Source organism: Terriglobus albidus, from assembly GCF_008000815.1.
GTDB lineage: Bacteria > Acidobacteriota > Terriglobia > Terriglobales > Acidobacteriaceae > Terriglobus > Terriglobus albidus_A.
In genome coordinates this window covers 3,301,590-3,320,190 of the sequence record NZ_CP042806.1, presented here as the reverse complement: position 1 = coordinate 3,320,190, position 18,601 = coordinate 3,301,590, and the positions used below count along the sequence as shown (strand labels likewise).

The 18,601-nt window shown below is 57.7% G+C and carries 12 protein-coding genes and 1 tRNA gene; 6 read left to right on the top strand and 7 right to left on the bottom strand.

Features of this window, described 5'->3' with window-relative positions; genetic code table 11:
- Positions 1–259 precede the first annotated feature (259 nt).
- Positions 260–466 (top strand): cold-shock protein, encoded by a 207-nt coding sequence (locus FTW19_RS13105; protein WP_281292298.1) that lies wholly within the window; start codon positions 260–262, stop codon positions 464–466.
- A 103-nt stretch (positions 467–569) separates the two neighbouring features.
- Here FTW19_RS13105 and queG read toward each other — a convergent pair whose 3' ends face one another.
- Both queG and FTW19_RS13095 read right to left on the bottom strand, forming a co-directional pair.
- Positions 570–1,748, bottom strand: a complete 1,179-nt coding sequence (queG, locus tag FTW19_RS13100) for a tRNA epoxyqueuosine(34) reductase QueG (RefSeq protein ID WP_246153273.1) — start codon at positions 1,746–1,748, stop codon at positions 570–572.
- Positions 1,749–1,788: 40 nt separating this feature from the next.
- Positions 1,789–1,880 (bottom strand) — tRNA-Ser (locus FTW19_RS13095).
- Between the two features lie 197 nt (positions 1,881–2,077).
- Here FTW19_RS13095 and FTW19_RS13090 point away from each other — a divergent pair.
- The gene (locus FTW19_RS13090; RefSeq protein WP_147648051.1) at positions 2,078–2,593 is read left to right on the top strand and encodes a Dps family protein; all 516 of its coding nucleotides are present in this window, start codon (positions 2,078–2,080) and stop codon (positions 2,591–2,593) included.
- A 192-nt stretch (positions 2,594–2,785) separates the two neighbouring features.
- Here the strand turns inward: FTW19_RS13090 and FTW19_RS13085 are convergent, their stop codons facing one another.
- Both FTW19_RS13085 and FTW19_RS25820 read right to left on the bottom strand, forming a co-directional pair.
- Complete coding sequence (locus FTW19_RS13085; protein WP_187142959.1) at positions 2,786–5,497, bottom strand: heparinase II/III domain-containing protein; 2,712 nt, start codon at positions 5,495–5,497, stop codon at positions 2,786–2,788.
- A 10-nt stretch (positions 5,498–5,507) separates the two neighbouring features.
- Complete coding sequence (locus FTW19_RS25820; RefSeq protein ID WP_187142958.1) at positions 5,508–5,660, bottom strand: hypothetical protein; 153 nt, start codon at positions 5,658–5,660, stop codon at positions 5,508–5,510.
- Positions 5,661–5,835: 175 nt separating this feature from the next.
- On the opposite strand from FTW19_RS25820, the gene FTW19_RS13080 reads away from it, so the two are divergent.
- Entirely contained in the window at positions 5,836–6,681 is an 846-nt protein-coding gene (locus tag FTW19_RS13080; protein ID WP_147648049.1) for a fumarylacetoacetate hydrolase family protein, read from the top strand.
- A gap of 86 nt (positions 6,682–6,767) precedes the next feature.
- Here FTW19_RS13080 and FTW19_RS13075 read toward each other — a convergent pair whose 3' ends face one another.
- Both FTW19_RS13075 and FTW19_RS13070 read right to left on the bottom strand, forming a co-directional pair.
- Entirely contained in the window at positions 6,768–8,090 is a 1,323-nt protein-coding gene (locus FTW19_RS13075; protein ID WP_147648048.1) for a sugar porter family MFS transporter, read from the bottom strand.
- Positions 8,091–8,209: 119 nt separating this feature from the next.
- Positions 8,210–9,238 (bottom strand): LacI family DNA-binding transcriptional regulator, encoded by a 1,029-nt coding sequence (locus FTW19_RS13070; protein WP_281292297.1) that lies wholly within the window; start codon positions 9,236–9,238, stop codon positions 8,210–8,212.
- 184 nt (positions 9,239–9,422) lie between these two features.
- On the opposite strand from FTW19_RS13070, the gene FTW19_RS13065 reads away from it, so the two are divergent.
- Positions 9,423–12,863 carry a TonB-dependent receptor gene (locus FTW19_RS13065; protein ID WP_187142957.1) on the top strand — a complete coding sequence of 1,147 codons (3,441 nt, stop codon included), beginning with the start codon at positions 9,423–9,425 and terminating at the stop codon, positions 12,861–12,863.
- 81 nt (positions 12,864–12,944) lie between these two features.
- On the top strand, positions 12,945–16,574 hold the full coding sequence (locus tag FTW19_RS13060; protein WP_348641819.1) for an alpha-mannosidase: 3,630 nt from the start codon (positions 12,945–12,947) through the stop codon (positions 16,572–16,574).
- Positions 16,575–16,611: 37 nt separating this feature from the next.
- On the opposite strand, the gene FTW19_RS13055 is transcribed toward FTW19_RS13060, so the two are convergent.
- Complete coding sequence (locus tag FTW19_RS13055; RefSeq protein WP_187142956.1) at positions 16,612–17,541, bottom strand: LysR family transcriptional regulator; 930 nt, start codon at positions 17,539–17,541, stop codon at positions 16,612–16,614.
- Between the two features lie 47 nt (positions 17,542–17,588).
- Between FTW19_RS13055 and FTW19_RS13050 the strand changes: the two genes are divergently transcribed.
- Entirely contained in the window at positions 17,589–18,548 is a 960-nt protein-coding gene (locus FTW19_RS13050) for a DMT family transporter (RefSeq protein ID WP_147648046.1), read from the top strand.
- The last annotated feature ends 53 nt before the right edge of the window (positions 18,549–18,601 follow it).

The window sequence follows — 18,601 nt, the reverse complement described above, 5'->3', positions numbered from 1 at the left end:
GCAAACTTTGATGCTAGCAGAGCCGGGCGGCAGAAAGATTTGTGTTGCATGACGGCCAGATTTTTGCCATAAAAGGCATAAGACATTCGAACTCATACGTTTCACTGGGCCCTCGGTGTCTTGCAACTCCACGTGTAACTCCAAAACCTCCATATCCTCTTTCGGGTGTAGGGGCCTCCTCCGCTTCGCAGATGTCGAAGGTTCTCCGAGGTGTCTCTCTATCTCCAGGGAGAGGCTCGCAAACAAGAAGGGACTGGCTGTGAAGGAAAAGGGTGTCGTGAAGTGGTTCAACGGAACAAAAGGTTACGGCTTTATCCAGCGCGCTGATGGAAAGGACGTATTTGTACACTTCTCTGCAATTCAGGACGAAGGCTACAAGACGTTGAACGAAGGCGAGGCAGTCGAATTCGAGTGCCAGCAGGGTCCGAAGGGGCTCAGCGCCGCCAACGTCATTCGCGGAGTCTAGTGTGGTGAATCTGAAGTTCTTAGCAAAAGTCTTGTCATCCTGAACGAAGTGAAGGACCTGCTTTTTCAACGCTTCAGGTGACACAAACTTTAGATTTAAGACACTAGACCGAAGCACGCTGGCGGCTGTGGGTGATGCGTTGCACAGCCCACGCTGCCGTCGTACGCAATACCGTATCCTCTGACTGCTGCCAGGCTTCAAGCTGCGGCAGATAACGTGCGTCTTCGCTGTTCCCCATCGCAATCGCGATATTCCGGCGCAGACGCTTCAGACGCGTGCGCTCCAGCGGCGAGCCGCGGAAACGCGTGCGAAACTCAGCGGGCGTCATCGCCGCCAGCATAGCCAGGTCAGGGTTCACCAGCTCGATGCGCGCCTGCATCTCCGTTGTGGCGCCGATGGGAGCCTTGCGGTTCCACGGACAGACATCCTGGCAGATATCGCAGCCGAAGATCTGCCGCCCCATCAGCGGACGCAGCTCCTCTTCGATCTCGCCCTTCTTCTCGATGGTCAGATAGGCGATGCACTTGCGCGCGTCCATCTGCCGCGGAGCGATCAACGCTCCGGTGGGGCAGGCATCCAGGCAGCGCGTGCAGGTACCGCAGCGATCTGCAGCAGGTAAGAGCTCCGCTTCACGTGCCAGAGGCAGCGAGGTGACAATGACAGCAAGCAGCGTCCATGAGCCGGTCCCCTGCCGGATCAGGCAGGTATTCTTCCCTACCCACCCCACGTCTGCGGCCTCGGCAAAACCTCGTTCGACCACCGGACCGGTATCGACATAGCTGCGGACCTCCAGATCAGGCCCTGCGTGCTCACGCAGGAACTCTTCCACACCGCGCAGCTTCGAGAGAAGGACATCGTGATAGTCCGTCGGGCTAAGAGTGTCTCCCTCAGGCCGACCGCTCCAGGCATAGCGAGCAATCCAACCTGCACCTTCAGGAGCCGGATCGATCGACTTCGGATGAGCAGCGTTGTAGTTGAGCGAGCAGACAATCACCGACCGAGCCCAGGGAATGGCCACACGCAACGATGATCGCAATAATTGCCCGGCTTCATCACGCCGCTGCAGATACCCCATCTCTCCCGCATAGCCCTGATCAACCCACGATTCATAGCGCCGCCGCAGATCAGGATTGTCTTCAGGAACAGCAGCAATACCGGCAGCGGAGAAACCACACTCCAACGCACGAGCAACGAGTGCATCGCGAAGTTCAGAGCCAATGGATGTGACCGGGTTCCCCATAAGACTGCGTAGCTCACGCTGCTCGCATTTCAGAAACGGCACAGATAACAAAACCCGCTTTTAGCGGGTCCGAGTGAGCAAGTGGCGGAGAGGGAGGGATTCGAACCCCCGGTACCATTGCTGGTACGTCTGATTTCGAGTCAGGTGCATTAAACCGGGCTCTGCCACCTCTCCGTGTCTCTATCCTACATTAAATCAAATGCTTCGTGCGGGAACGGAATGCGGACAGCAGTAGTAGCTTCTCTGCCATACAGCGGCCATCTAGCCCTGACACATCACCCTTCCGGATGCAGTACATCCCCCTCGAAGGAGTATGGTGAGAAGAGAGGTATGGAATTAAGGTAATCTCCATATCCCCTGGGAGGAAATCAATGACAGCGACCGCTGATCTGCAGAAGCGCCAACAGTCACCCCTCACCCTCACCTCAGATCTCTCCAGTGAAGCTGTGCGCGATATCTCGGCCGGCCTGAATGGCCTGCTGGCAGATGTCTTTGCTCTCTATCTGAAGACGAAGAACTTCCACTGGCATATGAGCGGACCGCACTTCCGTGATTACCATCTGCTGCTGGATGAGCATGGCGATCAGCTCTTCGCCATGACAGACGACATCGCGGAGCGCGTACGGAAGATCGGCGGCACCACAATCCGCTCGATCGGCCACATTGCCCGCCTTCAGCGGGTTGCGGACAACGACGCAGAGTTCGTTACCGCCGAAGACATGCTGAGCGAACTGCATGAAGACGAGAAAGCGCTAACACTGAGAATGCGCGCCATTCACGCTCTTTGCGACGACGGCGGTGATGTTGCCACGGCCAGTCTGCTGGAGAACTGGATCGACCAATCACAGCGTCGTAGCTGGTTCCTCTTCGAAGCAACCCGCGGCTAGTGTCCTCAATTTAAAAGTTCGCGACATAAATGATGAAGAGCCTTTGCCATCCGAAGCGTTGAAAAAGCAGGTCCTTCACTTCGTTCAGGATGACAACATTTATGACAAGAACTTCTGAAACACCACACTAGCACTGAAGCGCAGCCACCATCCATTCAACTTCGATTGCGAGCTCCCTTCCGCAAAACATACTTATTTTTGCGAAGGGAGCCCGATCGTCCAGGTCGTGTCCGGTGTCTTTCCGAAAGAGACCGTAGCCTGCCGGTTGTCGCATCGGATCAGAAGGTCTCCAAGGCGAAGCTCCCTCTTCTTCCCTGCCGCGACACTCCACTGCGGGGCTGTCGCTCCAGCGGATGGCTGAATCACCGTCAGAATCGTCAGGGAATCAACAGAGCCAGACTGATACTCAATGATCGTTGGCCGCGGCGCGGGCTCTCGTTCAGCCTTCTCGTAGTTACTCAGAGGAAATGGGCCCTTGCTTTGGCCCAATATCATCGCGGATGTGGAGAACATATGCATCTCCACACCTTCGTTTTGCGCCTGCAAGCGAATCACATTTTGCTGTAGATCGAAGGCCGCAATGGGCTGCTCGGGATGCCATATCTGGCTGAAGCGGTGCGGCCCGTCTGCGCGGATCTGATCCATCACAACCAAAGCTCCGCCCTTCTGATAGATCAGCGTACGAACATAGGAACGAACCTGCGGATAGACAGCGCTGAGGTCGGTGCTGATGATCTGCATTCCATCCTTCGAAGCGAGCTGGCGCATCGAAGGGTATTTACCGAAGACCACATTTCCGGCAACCACCTGGCTCTCCGGATCGTCGTCAACCAGAATGGTGTTATGGCCGATGGCCTGGATGTTATAGGTGGGGTAATTGGGGTCCTTGTAGTAATCGGCATATCCCGCCTCGCCTATCCAGAGGCGATTGTTCCAGGCGTAGAAGAGACTGCCCTGGTCGGCGTGGTTGTGATTAAAGTTCGGTCCGGCGCGCATAGCTATTACCTGAGACTCCGGCGACCAGCTATCGCGCATCACCGCAATGCCACGCTTCTCAAACAAAGCCGACGTTGGCGCATCAACCGCAGTTGCTGCAGACTGATGGATTGCGTCTTCCCAAAGAACCCGGCTCAACAGCTCTGCGGTTGCGGCATTGCGATACTGGAAGTAAAACGCCGTTAGATCGGGATCACTATTCTGGGCCGCCATATAGGCGAAGACGTTCGAAGGAGCGGTATCGCCATGGCTGTCGCCGAAGTCTTCCAGCGAGTCCCTGCCGTAGGTCGCATAACGGAAGTAGCGCTGCGGTCGGGCGAGTTGGCTGTCAAACGATATCCCCAGTTGCTCCTTTGCGGCTGCAGCCACCAGCGCCGTCGTTTCAAAGTCGAAGCGATGATAGGAGATCCCCTCACCATAGGAACCGTCTGCGGTGTATGCCGACTCGATATGCGAGCGTTCCTTCGCGTACAGGGCAAGGGCATAACCGGCGGTATCGGGATTGTCACTCTGTAGAGCCGCCAGCAGCGCTCCTCCGACGGTATGGCCGATCCAGTTACTGATGTCGAACTGAAGCCGATCCTCTACGACATACTCCTCATAAACAGGCCTGATGGACTGCTGCAGCAGAGCCTCATCAAGCGTGTGCTTCAGGTCCGCGGGCAGCGCATTCCCCAGAAACTGTTCTGCCATGACAATGTTCTTCGTCATGATGCCCAGTGGATAGTAGCTGTGATATCCATGCGCCGGAAACCAGGGGTGAATCCATTGCGACCATGAGGCAATCTCCCGCAACATGTGGAGTGCCTCCTCCCGTTCGCGGCTCTCGCCGGTCGTGCGATAAGAGACCGCATCCCACAGGGCAAGCTCCGTCGGCTTCTGAACAAGATTGAAGTAAGACGGTAGTCCAGGCAGAAGGAACTGCGCATCCATCTCCTGGATATTCGCCCCCAACCCAAACGCGAGATTCGCTCCCAGATCTTTCCGCAGTTCGTCGCGCCGGGCGGTAACCAGCTGCAAAAGCTCCGGAGAGACCGCGTGAACAGCCACGCCAAGCAACGGCTGAGGCACCACTGAGCGAACCAGCGCGAGCACTGTTGAGGAGCCGCCTTGCCCTTCCACGCGGATCGTCCAGACACCGGCAGGATCAGATAGCGCAATGGCGTGTTGCACCTTGAGACCAGAGCCATGATCAATCACCTGGCCGTCCGGACCTTCGATGTCCCAGCGCGCATGGAAAGATGGCTTAGGCCCATCGAACTCAACCGCGACCTGATCGCCAGTCTGCAGCACGTGCTGCAGATAGTACAACTCTCGAACTCCGTCCCAGAGAGCAGTGGGTGACTTCAGCAGATAGTGCCGCGTCGATTGTGCGCGAAGCTCGACATCGGAGATGGCAACCCGCTCGGGCCATCCGCTGCTGACATGAGTCAGATTCGCCGCAACAGCAATTGCGGTGATGCGGTGCGAAGACGCCGGCAAGGAGACCTGTATGCGTTGCCAGCCGCCTCCCTGAATCGCCGATCGGAGGATAACCTCTTCTTCGCCGCGATAGATGTGGATTGAAACCGGTATCCCGCCCGTCGAAGAGACCTTAAGCCGAAATGCCAGCGAAGAAGAGGGTCCGGCAACCAAGTGCACGCGGCGGATGAAACCTACAGTCAGCTTTCCATCACGATGCGGAATCACCTCGCGGGTAACGGAGCTGAGGCCGTGTGATGTCTCAACGCCCAGCGTCGGGTCGTATCCCGTATCCTCCGCGAGGGGAAAGCTCTCCCACCCATCGCGGGAGCCGGAGTTGGAAGCAGCGCCAGGGCCAGGCTGAAAGTGAGAACGATAAAGATAGGGTGCAAGCGGAGATCGATCCTGCGCAGCCGCTGTCCCCACCACCAGGCAGCAAAGAGACAACACAAGCCACCTACAGGAGTTCAATGTCATAGCCCTTTCGGACGTAGCCGCGAATGCGCCCTACGCCGCTCACCTCGCACGCAATAAGATCGCCAGAAAGGGCCTCTTGGGCGCCGGAACCGTCAAACCACTTTCTAACCAGCCAGTCGTAGAAGTCGTCCATGGAATGTTCTCGGAATCTACCATTCCGTCATACAGCTTACGCTCTGTGCTCTTCTTGACAACGATAGAGTTCCCATATCGATCTTTACACCAAGGCCACCACAAACTCGCATCATCCGCATAAGGCAGACTACTCTATTCATGAGCAACCGCATTTATCACCAAGGAGATCGGCATTGAAGCTTCTACGATATGGAGCCCCTGGGGCAGAACGCCCGGGCATCCTGGACAAGAACGGCAGCATCCGCGATATCTCTTCGATTGTTCCGGACCTGGCCGGTCAGTACCTCACGCCGGAGTGGCTGCAGAAGATTGCATCAGCCGATGCTACTTCCCTTCCGATAGTCGAAGGGGAGCCCCGCCTGGGGTCATGCGTCGCCCAGCCCGGCAAGTTCCTGTGCATTGGCCTGAACTATTCAGATCACGCCGCCGAGTCGGGCATGGCGGTACCGGCGGAACCGGTTCTGTTCATGAAGGCCGGATCATCGATCTGCGGCCCCAATGACAATGTCGTCATCCCCCGTGGCTCCCTGAAGACAGACTGGGAGGTGGAACTTGGCGTGGTTATCGGCGCAAAGGCAAAGTATGTCTCGGAGGCGGACGCACTGAACTATGTCGCCGGCTACTGCGTCATCAACGACGTCTCCGAACGCGCCTTCCAGCTTGAAGGCACCGGACAGTGGGTCAAGGGCAAGAGCGCCGACACCTTCGGTCCAACCGGCCCATGGCTGGTCACCCGCGATGAAGTGCCTGACCCGCAGGCGCTCTCCATGTGGCTTGAGGTTGACGGACACCGCTACCAGAACGGCACAACATCGACCATGGTCTTTGGCGTAGCTCACCTGGTCAGCTATCTGAGCCGCTTCATGAGCCTGCAGCCCGGTGACATCATCAGCACGGGCACACCTCCGGGGGTCGGCCTGGGCCAGAAGCCGCCGGTCTACCTCCGTGCCGGAAACGTCATCCGGTTGGGAGTCCAGGGACTGGGAGAGCAGCAACAGACCGTCGTCGCCGACGAGTAACACATATCCTAGACAGAGGTGTCCAGGACAGACGCAGCAAAGCCCCGAACATGGTTCGGGGCTTTGCCTTTAACCACCCGCAATTGTCAGGACACGCCCAGCTTCGATTGGATCTGCTCCAGAGAGATCGCCTTCGTCTCGGGATACACCAACAGCACAACCACTAGCTGCACCACCATCATCACCGCAAAAAACGCAAACGGAAGCCCCTGGCTCTTTGCAGCAATCGTCGGGAAGACACCTGCGATCGCCGCATTCATGATCCAGTGGGACGACGACCCCAGGCTCTGCCCCTTGGACCGAACACGCGACGGAAAGACCTCCGCCAGGTAGACCCAGATCACCGATCCCTGGGAGATGGCGAAGAAGATGATGAAGGCAACCAGCATCCAGATCAGCAGGCCCTGGTGTGCGTTCAGATAGAAGATCGCCGCAGTCCCTGACAAGGCCGCTGCCATTCCCGCCGCGCCCACGACCAGCAGTGTCACTCTTCCCCACTTGTCGATCAGGCTCATTCCCAGAAAGGTCGCCAGCAGATTGACCAGGCCAACACCGACAGTCTGTAGCGCCGCCGAGCTCTCACTGAATCCGGCCGAAGCAAAGATGAAATTCGAGTAATAAAGGATTGCGTTGATGCCTGAAAGCTGGTTGAACATGCCGATGGAGACAGCCAGAAAGATCGGCAGCCGGTACTTCCATTGGAACAACGACTCCTGCGCGACACCGCGCTCCAGATGAACGGAATCGACGATCTCCTGCAACTCGGCCTCTGAGTCGGGCGAGCCCATCAGGCGCAGCACCTCCAGGGCTTCGTCGGTCTGGTTCGTCGTCACCAGCCAGCGGGAGCTACGCGGGATGCCGTACAGCAGGATCAGGAAGAAGAGAGACGGCAGGAACGCCACCCCGAACTCCCACCGCCACTGGGCGGCGCCAAGATGCATCAGGGTAATCAGGAAGTTTGACAGGTAGGCCAGCAGGATACCGACAACGACATTGACCTGGAACAGGCCAACCATCCGGCCACGCCACTTTGCCGGCGCCAGCTCAGCAATGTATACCGGCCCCAGCACGGACGATCCTCCGATACCAAGACCTCCGATAAAGCGCGCAACCAGCAACACATCCCAGTTCCAGGCAAGAGCAGAGCCAATTGCGGAAACGGTATAAAGCACAGCCATCAGCCGCAAAGCTTCCCGGCCACCGAACCGCTGCCCCAGCACTCCCGATCCCATGGCGCCGATTACGGTTCCCACCAGGCCGATGAAGACGGTGATGCCCAGCGTTGCGGGTGTGAGATGGAAGATCTCGGTCAATTGTTGGGTCGTGCCTGCAATGACGGCAGTATCGAAGCCAAATAAAAGGCCCCCCAGGGCTCCGACGGCGGTTGCTTTTACCAGATAACGATTCAAGGCATCTCCTGTTTCTTACCGCCTTCCGGCGGCGTCACACTCTCACAGCTTGCCCGGCAGGGCTGGGGGGAGCAGGGTGTGTCATTAAACTACTGTCGTCAGCAGTTTGATGACACACCCTAAGCACTTGCTCTTCGGCATCCGCAGGATTCACGGATGGTAAGTGTTACGGGCAGAATCGTTCGGACACTTGTCGATTTGAACTCCCCGTTAATCCGCTGCAGCAGCAACCGGGTGGCGACATTTCCCAGCTCGGCGGCGGGCTGGCGTACGGCGGTTACCGAAGGGGTAATCAGGGTGAAAAAGTCGACGTCATCGAAACCGACCAGCGCAATATCCTTCCCCATCTGGATGTTCAGCTCTTTCAGGGCCTCAATCACCCAGATGGTGGACGCGTTATTCGCCGTAAACAGGGCGTCAGGCCGATTGCGTCCGGTAAGCAGTTCGGCCAGAACCGCCTTTGAGGAGGCACTCGACTTCAGCTCCAGCTCGTTCTGATAAGAACGTTTCGCTTTCCGGAGCGAATCCCTGTATCCGGCAATTCGATCCTTCATGGTGCGGAGGTGCGCATTCGCTGAAATGCACGCGATCTTCTTGTAACCATGCTCAACCAGGTGATCCACGGCCATCGCGGCGCCGGCCTGGTTTTCTACCCCCACCGAATCTGTGGTGGCTACCTCAATCGGGCGATCGATCGTCACGACTGGTGTATTCCCGGCAACGATGGACTTGAGATACGGCTCGCGGCTCTGGGTTGGAACCAGAAGGATGCCGTCCACGGGGTGATGGGTCATGCTTTCGACCTGTGCCGCCTCGATGGTGGGGTCGTCCTCAGATGCGGCAAGCCATACCAAGTAGTTCTGGGCACGGGCTGTCTCCTGGACGGCGTGGCTCACAACCGAAAAAAACGTATCAGAAATGTCAGGAACAATCAGACCGATCGAGCGGGATAACTTTCCTGTTAACATCCGTGCGGCATGATTAGGACGGTAGTTCAGCTTCCGGATGGCTTCACGGACCTTCTTGGCGGTCGCGGGCGTGACGTAAGGGTGCCCATTGATCATCCGAGAGACGGTCATGGGGGCCACTCCGGCGGCTTTTGCTACATCTTGTAACGTCGCCCGTTTTTTCTTCGATTGTTGATGCAATCATGGCCTCAAATCTGAGAGAGCTACCATATCACCGGTTTTCAGGTAGCGTCCGTATTCCACAATAAAATCGGTGCATCTATCTTGACAATACTTATTCCAAACGCTTAAACAGGTTGTCGCTGTGATAGCGCAATCATAATTTTACGTAAACGATGTCGTAGTACCTTTTCGAGGAGGCTGGATGAAACGCCATAGAATCCCTATTCGGATATTTCTATCCGTTCTGGTGTATCTGTTTTTAACGGGATATTCGCTCGTTGCGCAGGATACATCTTCACTGTCAGGAACCATTACCGACCCTTCCGGAGCTCTTGTTTCGAAGGCCAATATCACCCTTCAGAACAACGCTACCCGCGCTGAGACCCATGCGGTCTCAAACGACGAAGGCAACTTCACCATCACCAACGTCACGCCTGGGGCGTACACCCTGCGCATCGAGGCCACGGGTTTTGCATCCGTAACCCTCAGCGGCATCCAGGTCGATCCCAACATCGGCCGCCGCGTCGACGTCACCATGAAGGTGGGAGACAGCACCACCTCGGTCACGGTCGAAGCGAATGCCAACACCGTTCAGACTGAGAGCGCCTCCGTCGGTCAGCTCATCACCCAGGAGCAGGTCAAGAACATCCAGCTCAACGGACGCAATCCGCTTTACCTGGCCCAGATGGAGCCCGGTGTCGTCCGCAACAACTCGATGGCGGCCCTTGGCTTCGGTCTCGATAACCCGCTCAACATCAACGGAGCCCGCTCGCAGGAGAGCATGCAGACGTTCGACGGCGCACCGATGGTGCGTACGCGTTCAAACGGTACCAGCACCGGCGTAGCCGACGTAGACTCCACCTCGCAGGTTCAGGTCCTTAGCTCGAACTACCCGGCCGAGTATGGCCGTACCTCAGGCGGTTTGATCCGTCTGGTTCCAAAGAGTGGCACCGCCAATTTCCACGGAAGCGTCTTTGAGTATTTCCGTAACAACTACCTCAACGCCAATACCTGGCAACGTAACAACGCCGGTCTGAAGCGCGGCGCGTTCCGGTACAACCAGTTCGGTTGGAACCTGAACGGCCCGGTCTTTATTCCAGGCGTTTTCAACACCGGCCGCAACAAGCTTTTCTTCTTGTTAGGGCAGGAGTGGGTAAAGTACAACCACGACGATACTTCGGGCTCTACGCTGAAGGTTCCGACGCTGCGCATGCGCACAGGTGACTTCGGTGAACTGCTTGGCTCGAACATCTTTTATGGCGCACCCGTCCAGATCGTGAATCCCACTACGAAAGTCGCCTATGCCAACAACGTCATCCCCACTGCCCAGCTCAGTGCGAACGGCATTGGCCTGCTGAATGCTTATCCGACGCCTAATCTTGTCGGAAATCCCTCCAGCAACTGGACAGACACTGCTCTTTACACCGAGAAGCAGCGTAAGGATACGATCATCATCGACTTCGTCCCCACTGACGCGCATCGCCTGCGTTTCAGCCTGCTGAACTACAACTACGACGACTACGAGCCGCACTTCGGCAATTTCAATACCAACCCTCGTATCTTCCACCGTCCGAACCAGATCGGTGTCCTGCACCACACCTGGACGATCAGCTCCACGATGATTAACGATGCCTTCGTCTCGGCTGCCGCCGACCACGTTGACATCAACATCGACACGTCGTCGGGCCGTTATGACCGTACAAAGTACGGCATTAACTATCCCTACCTCTTCGGCTCCGCCAACAAGGTCGTTCCCAACAAGATCCCGACCATTCAGATCGGAAGCTTTGGCACGCTCGATGGAGGTCCGTATCCGTCGCGCTCCGGCGGTATGGTCTACGACGTGGGCGATACGTTCACATGGGTCAAGGGTAATCACACGCTTAAGTTCGGCGGAGTATGGGAGTACGCCGGCGAAAACAACTATGACCAGATCAGCGTCGACAACACGCGGCCTGGCACAACAAACAACCAGAATGGACTCTTCACCTTCACGGATAACCGTGGCGGCGGCGCCACGTCCAAGGCGGCAATCGCGAACGCAGCCCTCGGCATCTTCGACACCTACGGCGAAATCGGTCAGCGCTCCTACACCCCGTTCCGCGGCAACATGTTTGAGATGTTCGCCCAGGACCAGTGGCGCATGACGCCGAAGCTCGTTCTTGAGTACGGCGTTCGCTACAGCATCATGAAACCCTATCATTCGTTGTGGGGTAATCAGGCGTTCTTCAGCCCGAAGGACTACAATCCGACGCTGGCACCTTCGGTCGACTCGACCACAGGTTTCCTGACCGGTGGAGATCAGTACAACGGCGTCGTTATCCCGGGATCAGGTTTTCCCAGCGCCGCCAAAGGACATGTTCCTGACAGCATCCTCAATGGCAACTATCAACGTCTCTTCCGCGGCTACGATTCGAACTACTCGCCGACGGTCTATACCAACATCCAGCCACGCTTTGGTTTTGCCTACCAGGTTGAGCCCGGTACGGTAATCCGTGGCGGCGGTGGCCGCTACATGCAGCGTCTCGGCATCAGCGACACCGTACACGTCGGTGGCAACGCTCCCTTCCAGCCGGCCTCTACGGTAAGCCAGGGAAGCGTTGACAACCCCGGCGGAGCCGCTGGAAGCGTCACCCCGCTGGCTTTCACTTCACACGCGTACACCTATCCCAGCCCTGAGGCCTGGGCGTGGAACCTGACGGTGGAACACGAGTTCACCAACATCGCCACGTTCACCCTAAGCTATGTCGGCCGCCGCGGCTACCACCTGGAGCAGTTGGCGAATATCAACGCGCTCCAGCCCGGCCAGGCGAAATCCGGTATCAACACAGATTCCCTTCGTCCGTACAAGGGCTTCTCGACCATCATCGAGGCCCAGAACTACGGTGGGTCGACATATCACGGCATGCAGGCCAACGTGAAGCGTCGCTTAACCAAAGGCTTCCTCTTCGGTGTGGCTTATACCTGGTCGAAGAGCCTGGATTACGGCTCTTCGAACGGCACAAGCCTCCCCAATGCCTTCAGCAACGCTAACCTGTATGGTCCGAGCGACTTCGACACCAAACATGTCATGGTTGCCAACTACGTCTGGGATATTCCGTACGGAACTCACGCGAGCAACCCGTTCGTCCGCACCGTAGTGGGCGACTGGCAGTTCTCCGGAACCATCCAGGCCCAGTCTGGACGTCCGCAAAGCGTCACGCGCAACCTCGATCAGGCTGGCGTAGGAGCTGGTTCAGGCAACCAGTACTACACCCGGACCCGTAACTCTACACTGCCGCATCAGTTCGGCACCTCAGGACAATGGTTTGAAGTCGGTACGAGTTGCGGTCCGAGCAATTCAACCTGCATCTACCAACCTGCTGCCGCTGGTACCTTCGCTCCGCGCGGCTCTCGTGGCGCCATCTACGGGCCCGGCTTCCAGAGCTACAACGCCGCGCTGCAGAAGGCCTTCCACGTCATCCCAGGTCACGAAAACCATCAACTGGTCTTCAAGGCCGAAGCGTTCAACTTCGTCAACCACCCCAACCTGGATAACCCGGACATGACCCCGACCAACACCACGTTCGGTAAGGTGACGGTCAAGGGCACAACCTACGCGTCGGAACGCCAGTTCCAGTTCAGTCTGAGATACGCGTTCTAAACCACAAGCCCCGCGGCAAACGCCGCGGGGCTTTTCTCTTTCTCCCATACAAATCAGATTCAAGGAACGAGGAGCGGTCAGATGCGATCGATGGAATCTTCGCGCCCAGCCTTCAATGGTGAATATCGCAATACTTCCAGGCGGAGACTTATCCGCCATGTCTTATTGGTGGGCGCTCTCTCCAGCGCAGCCTTTGCCCAGACGATGAAGGCGCCCGATATTACCAGCCAGCCGACGCTCTACGTCGTTCCTTATGCACACCTCGATACCCAATGGCGTTGGGAGTTTCCCCAGACCATCAGCGAGTATCTGCTGAAGACCATGCGGGTGAACTTCGACTACATGGATCGCTATCCGCACTACGTCTTCAACTGGACCGGAGCCAATCGCTATCGTCTGATGAAGGAATACTTCCCTTCCGACTACGAACGGATGCGCGGCTATATCGCCGCCGGACGATGGTATCCCGCCGGCTCATCCGTCGAGGAAGGTGATGTCAATCTTCCCAGCGCAGAAGGTATCTTCCGCCAAATCCTGTATGGCAATAGCTACTTCCGTAAAGACTTCGGCAAAGCCAGCGAAGAGTACATGCTGCCGGACTGCTTTGGCTTCCCCGCATCGCTGCCCAGCATTCTTGCCCATGCCGGCATCAAGGGCTTCTCGACCCAGAAGCTGAATGCCGAGTGGCAGCCTGCTCCAAAGATCGGCGGCCCGAATTCACCAGAGCAGACGCCAGAAGGCATCCCGTTCAATGTCGGCATGTGGTACGGCCCCGATGGCAAAGCCGTGATCGCAGCCCTCAATCCGGGTGGCTACGGGAGCAATACCTACACCGACCTGAGCAAAGAACCGACAGAAGCTGTCGCCAACGCACCGCAGCTCACCAGCGAAGAGCGTGCACGCCTTTCACCGCAGCAGCTCGCCGCGCTTCCTCCTCCTCGCCGCAATGTGGAGCCGAACTGGGTGAAGCGCATCGATCTTGATGGAAAAGTGACGGGCCTCTTCGCCGACTATCACTACGTCGGCACCGGAGATGTGGGCGGCGCGACTCAGGAGTCCACCGTCAAACTCCTGGAAGCGATCGTTACTAAGAGCAAGACCGTTCTGCCGACACCGCCGCGCGGTGCATTTGCGATGGGCGAGACACCCAAAGCAACCGAAAGCGGAGCGGAAGTACAAGTTGGCGAGGGCCCGGTTCACGTCGTCATTGCGACTGCCGATCAGCTCTTCAAAGATATTCCCCCGTCCATGACCTCAAAGCTGCCGACGGTTAAGGGAGACCTCGAGCTCATCAACCATTCCGCCGGTTCGTTGACCTCGCAGGCCTATCACAAGCGCTGGGTCCTGAAGAATGAGCTTCTGGCCGATGCCGCGGAGAAGGCATCGCTTGCGGCGTCATGGATGGGAGGCGCCGCATATCCGCAACAGCGTTTGAATGATGCGTGGATGCTGGCGCTTGGAGGCCACTTCCATGACACGGCTGCGGGCACTGCTACACCGAAGTCATATGAGTTTGCGTGGAATGACGATGCCATTGTCGCCAACCAGGTCAGCGGCATCCTCACCAGCGCCAGCCAGACAATCGCCTCCGGGCTGGACACCGAAGGCTCGGGCATCCCTGTCGTTCTCTTCAATCCGCTGAACGTTGAGCGCGAAGATGTGGTCGAAGCCGATCTCCACTTTCCAGGAGCCGCGCCGAAGAGCGTGACAGTGACCGATGCCCAGGGCAAAGAAGTGCCGGCTCAGATCGCCGAAGGAAAGGTGCTCTTCCTGGCGACGGTCCCATCTGTGGGCTACGCCGTTTATCACGTGCAGGCGGCACAAAAAGCTGCTCCCTCAACCGGACTCAAGGTAACGAACTCTTTCCTTGAAAATGCTCGTTATCTCGTAAAGCTCAACGCGGATGGAGATGTCTCGAGCATCTACGACAAACAGACGAAGAAAGAACTTCTTTCCGCCCCTGTACGTCTTGCCATCTCCAATGACAAGCCAAAGCAGTGGCCGGCATGGAACATGGACTTCGATCAGGAGCAGGCAGCGCCTCGCTCCTATGTCGCCGGCAAGCCGACGATCCGCATCAAGGAGAATGGCCCAGTCCGCGTAGCTTTGGAAATCACGCGCGAAGCCGAGGGCTCGAAGTTCGTGCAGACCATCAGCCTCTCCGCCGGAAACACCGGTAACCGGGTGGTGTGGGCCAACAACATTGATTGGAAGACGCTCTCGGCCAACCTGAAAGCAACCTTCCCATTGAGCGCTTCGAACGAGAATGCCACCTACAACTGGGATCTTGGGACAGTTCAGAGGCCCAATGCCAACGAGCGACAGTTCGAGGTTGCCTCACACAAGTGGATCGATCTGCAGGACAGGAGCGGAAGCTTCGGAGCGACGATCCTGACCGACTTCAAGAATGCTTCCGACAAGCCGAATGACAACACCATCCGGCTGACACTTCTGCGCTCTCCGGGCCTGCAACCTTCCACCAACGGACGACCGATTCCCTATTCCGATCAGGCCAACCAGGACTGGGGACATCACGAGTTCGTCTTCGGTCTTGCCGGGCACGATGGCGACTGGCGTAGTGCGCAGACAGACTGGCAGGCCTATCGCATGAACGCTCCCGTCATCGCGTTCCAGACCGGCAAGCACCAGGGAACGCTTGGGAAATCGTTCTCGCTCGTCCATCTGAACAACTCGCGCATCCGCGTCCTGGCATTGAAGAAAGCCGAGGACAATGATGACACCATCCTTCGCATGGTGGAGCTCGACGGCAGACCGGCACAGGATATTCAGGTGTCTTTCGCTGGCCCGATTGCCTCCGCCCATGAAGTTAATGGACAAGAACAGCTCCTGGGTGATGCGGTCGTCGAACAAGGCGTCCTAAAGACATCGTTCACGGCCTATCAACCAAAAACCTTCGCCATTCGACTCGCCGACGCTACTGCCAAGCTGAATGCGGTTCAATCTCAATCCGTGCCGCTGCAGTATGACCTTGCCGCCGGCAGCAACGACGATACCGCAACCAATGGCGGCGGCTTCGACGGGAAAGGCAACGCAATTCCCGCCGAGATGCTTCCCGACAAGATCGACTATCACGGCGTGGTCTTCGACCTTGCATCCGCGAAGACGGGCAACGCAAATGCGGTGGTAGCAAAAGGCCAGACCATCAAGCTTCCGGAAGGACACTTCAACCGTGTCTATATCCTTGCCGCATCTGCTGATGGAGATCAGACCGGTGTCTTCAAGATCGGCACTCATACTGCGACGCTGAAAATCCAGGATTGGACCGGCTATATCGGCCAGTGGGATACGCGCCTCTGGAAAGAGCAGCAGCCCGGGCGCGACTGGGCCATCTCAGCCAATCATGCGGCATGGCCGCCGGCAGACCTGCAGCAGCGCGAGGCGCGTCCTCCGGCGCCTCGTTATCCGGACGACTATATCGGCCTGAAACCCGGCTTCCTGAAGACGGCCGGTCTCGCCTGGTACGCCTCGCACATTCATACGCCCCAAGGACTCAACCAGCCCTACCACTATTCCTATCTCTTTGCCTATCCGATCGACGTCGCGGAAGGCGCGAAGACCATCACACTGCCGAACAACGATAAGATTCGCATTCTCGCCATCTCCACGGCGCAGGAGAGCGAAAAGCTCACCGTCGCGACCTCTTTGCTGGATGCGCCGAAGCCCACCGCAGAACCCGCCGCCTCAAAATAATCTCCACTCAATCACGGAACGGTGAAGCTGCAAAACTTCATCGTTCCGCTAACATCTCCAACGCCATAGACCAGAAGGCCTGCATCACCGGCGAAAACCACTTGTCCCGATGGCGAACGACCTGGGTATAGACCGCGAGCCGCTTCTCCGGCCACGGCAATGCAACCAGGTTTCCCTTCTCCAGTTCATCCGCGACCACGACCTCCGGTAGCACTGCGACCCCCATACGTGCGAGCGCGCACTGCTTCAGAGCCTCGACACTTGCGAACTCCAGACATTTGCTGACACGGCCTCCGCACTGCGCCAGCGTGCGTTCGAATAATGCGCGATAACTGCAGCTGCGCTCCGTGAGCAGTATCTGCTGCTCGGCAATCTCCGCAGCCGTAACTTTCTTCTGGCCGGCAAGCGCATGCTCCTTGGCAACGAGAGCCAGCATCGGCTCCCGGCGGACGCGCTTCACCAGAAGTTGTGGGACCTCGATCGGCTCGTCGATGGTGATAGCGATGTCGATGCCCGGCTCTAGCGGGCTGACCGAAGCGCACTGCGTACTGGTGTGCAGCGTGAGTTGTACGCCAGGGTAGGTGCACTGGAAACTGCGCAACAGATCCGGCAGACGGTAGGTCAACAGACTCTCCGATGCGGTAATCACCAGAGGGCCAACCACCTGACCGCTCTTCTGCACGGAGGTACGCGCTTCTTCCGCGAGCACCAGCAGACGGGTCGCATAAGCGAGGAACTGTGTACCTGCCGCCGTCAGTTCCACCTGCCGGCCAAGCCTGTTGAACAACGGCAATCCAAGTTCGCTTTCAAGCGCATGCACCTGCGCGGTCACACTGGACTGGGCGTAATGTAACTGACTGGCGGCGCGGGTAAAGCTCTTTTCGCGCGCAACTTCCGCAAAGGTCCGTACCTGTTTGAGGTCGAGCACAGCTTCACTCCCATCAGGAATTCCGATGCAAGTCATCATATCAATTCGCTGGACGCGATTCATCGCAACCTGCGAAAGTTATCTCCATGAAGCCACGGCACATTGCGCAGATCTTCCTGCTCTCGGCAGTATGGGGTATCTCGTTCCTCATGATCCGGATTGCGGCGACCACCTTCCCTCCTGTCTGGGTAGGAATGCTCCGTTCCGGCTCAGGTGCAGTCCTGCTGCTTGTCCTGCTGAAACTCAGGGGAAACCGGCTCCCTCCACGGAAGATGCTGCCCTGGCTCCTCGCCGTGGCTCTGTTCAATAACGCCATTCCCTTCAGCTTCTTTGCCTGGGGAGAGCAGACTGTGCCCAGCAATACGGCTGCCGTCCTGAATGCGACTCTCCCGATCTGGACCATGCTCTTAGGCATGGCCGTCCACCGCACGAAGATGGGACTGGCAACGATACTCGGAGTCTTGATCGGCTTCGGCGGCGTGGCCCTGGTGGTTTACAGCCGCACCTCCGACCCAGCTCCGGGGCAAGGCAATCTGACCCTGGGAATCACCGTAATTGTGCTGGCGACGCTCGGTTACGCGACCGCTACTCTTATCGCGAAAGCCAAACTGCAAGGGCTCGATCCCATCGGCCTGGCAACCGCCCAGCTCTCGCTGGCAGCAACGATGCTGGCTCCAGTAGCCGCCCTTACGCGGCATCCAGCCCACATCACGCTACCGCCTGTCCTCGCCATCCTGGTTCTTGGCTTTGCTGGGAGCGGCGTTGCCTACTTCCTGTACTTCAACCTGCTGGCCCACATTCCCGCCACACACGTGGTCGCCGTGACCTACCTCTTGCCGATCTGGGGCATCTTCTGGGGGCTTGTGGCGCATGAACAGGTTGCGCCCCTTGCCTATGTAGGAGTGCTGGTGGTGATCGCTGGCCTCATTCTGATGAACAGCAGCATGCGCAGGCCTTCCCAAAAAATCGAGCCCGGACCAGAACCTAGACCAGAATCCAGACCAGCCGCTACACCGGCAACAGCCTGCGAAGCGGTAAAGAATTAGAGTATTTTCCCTGTTGCGGCGTTTTCATTGCGGAAAACGCCCATAGATCGGGA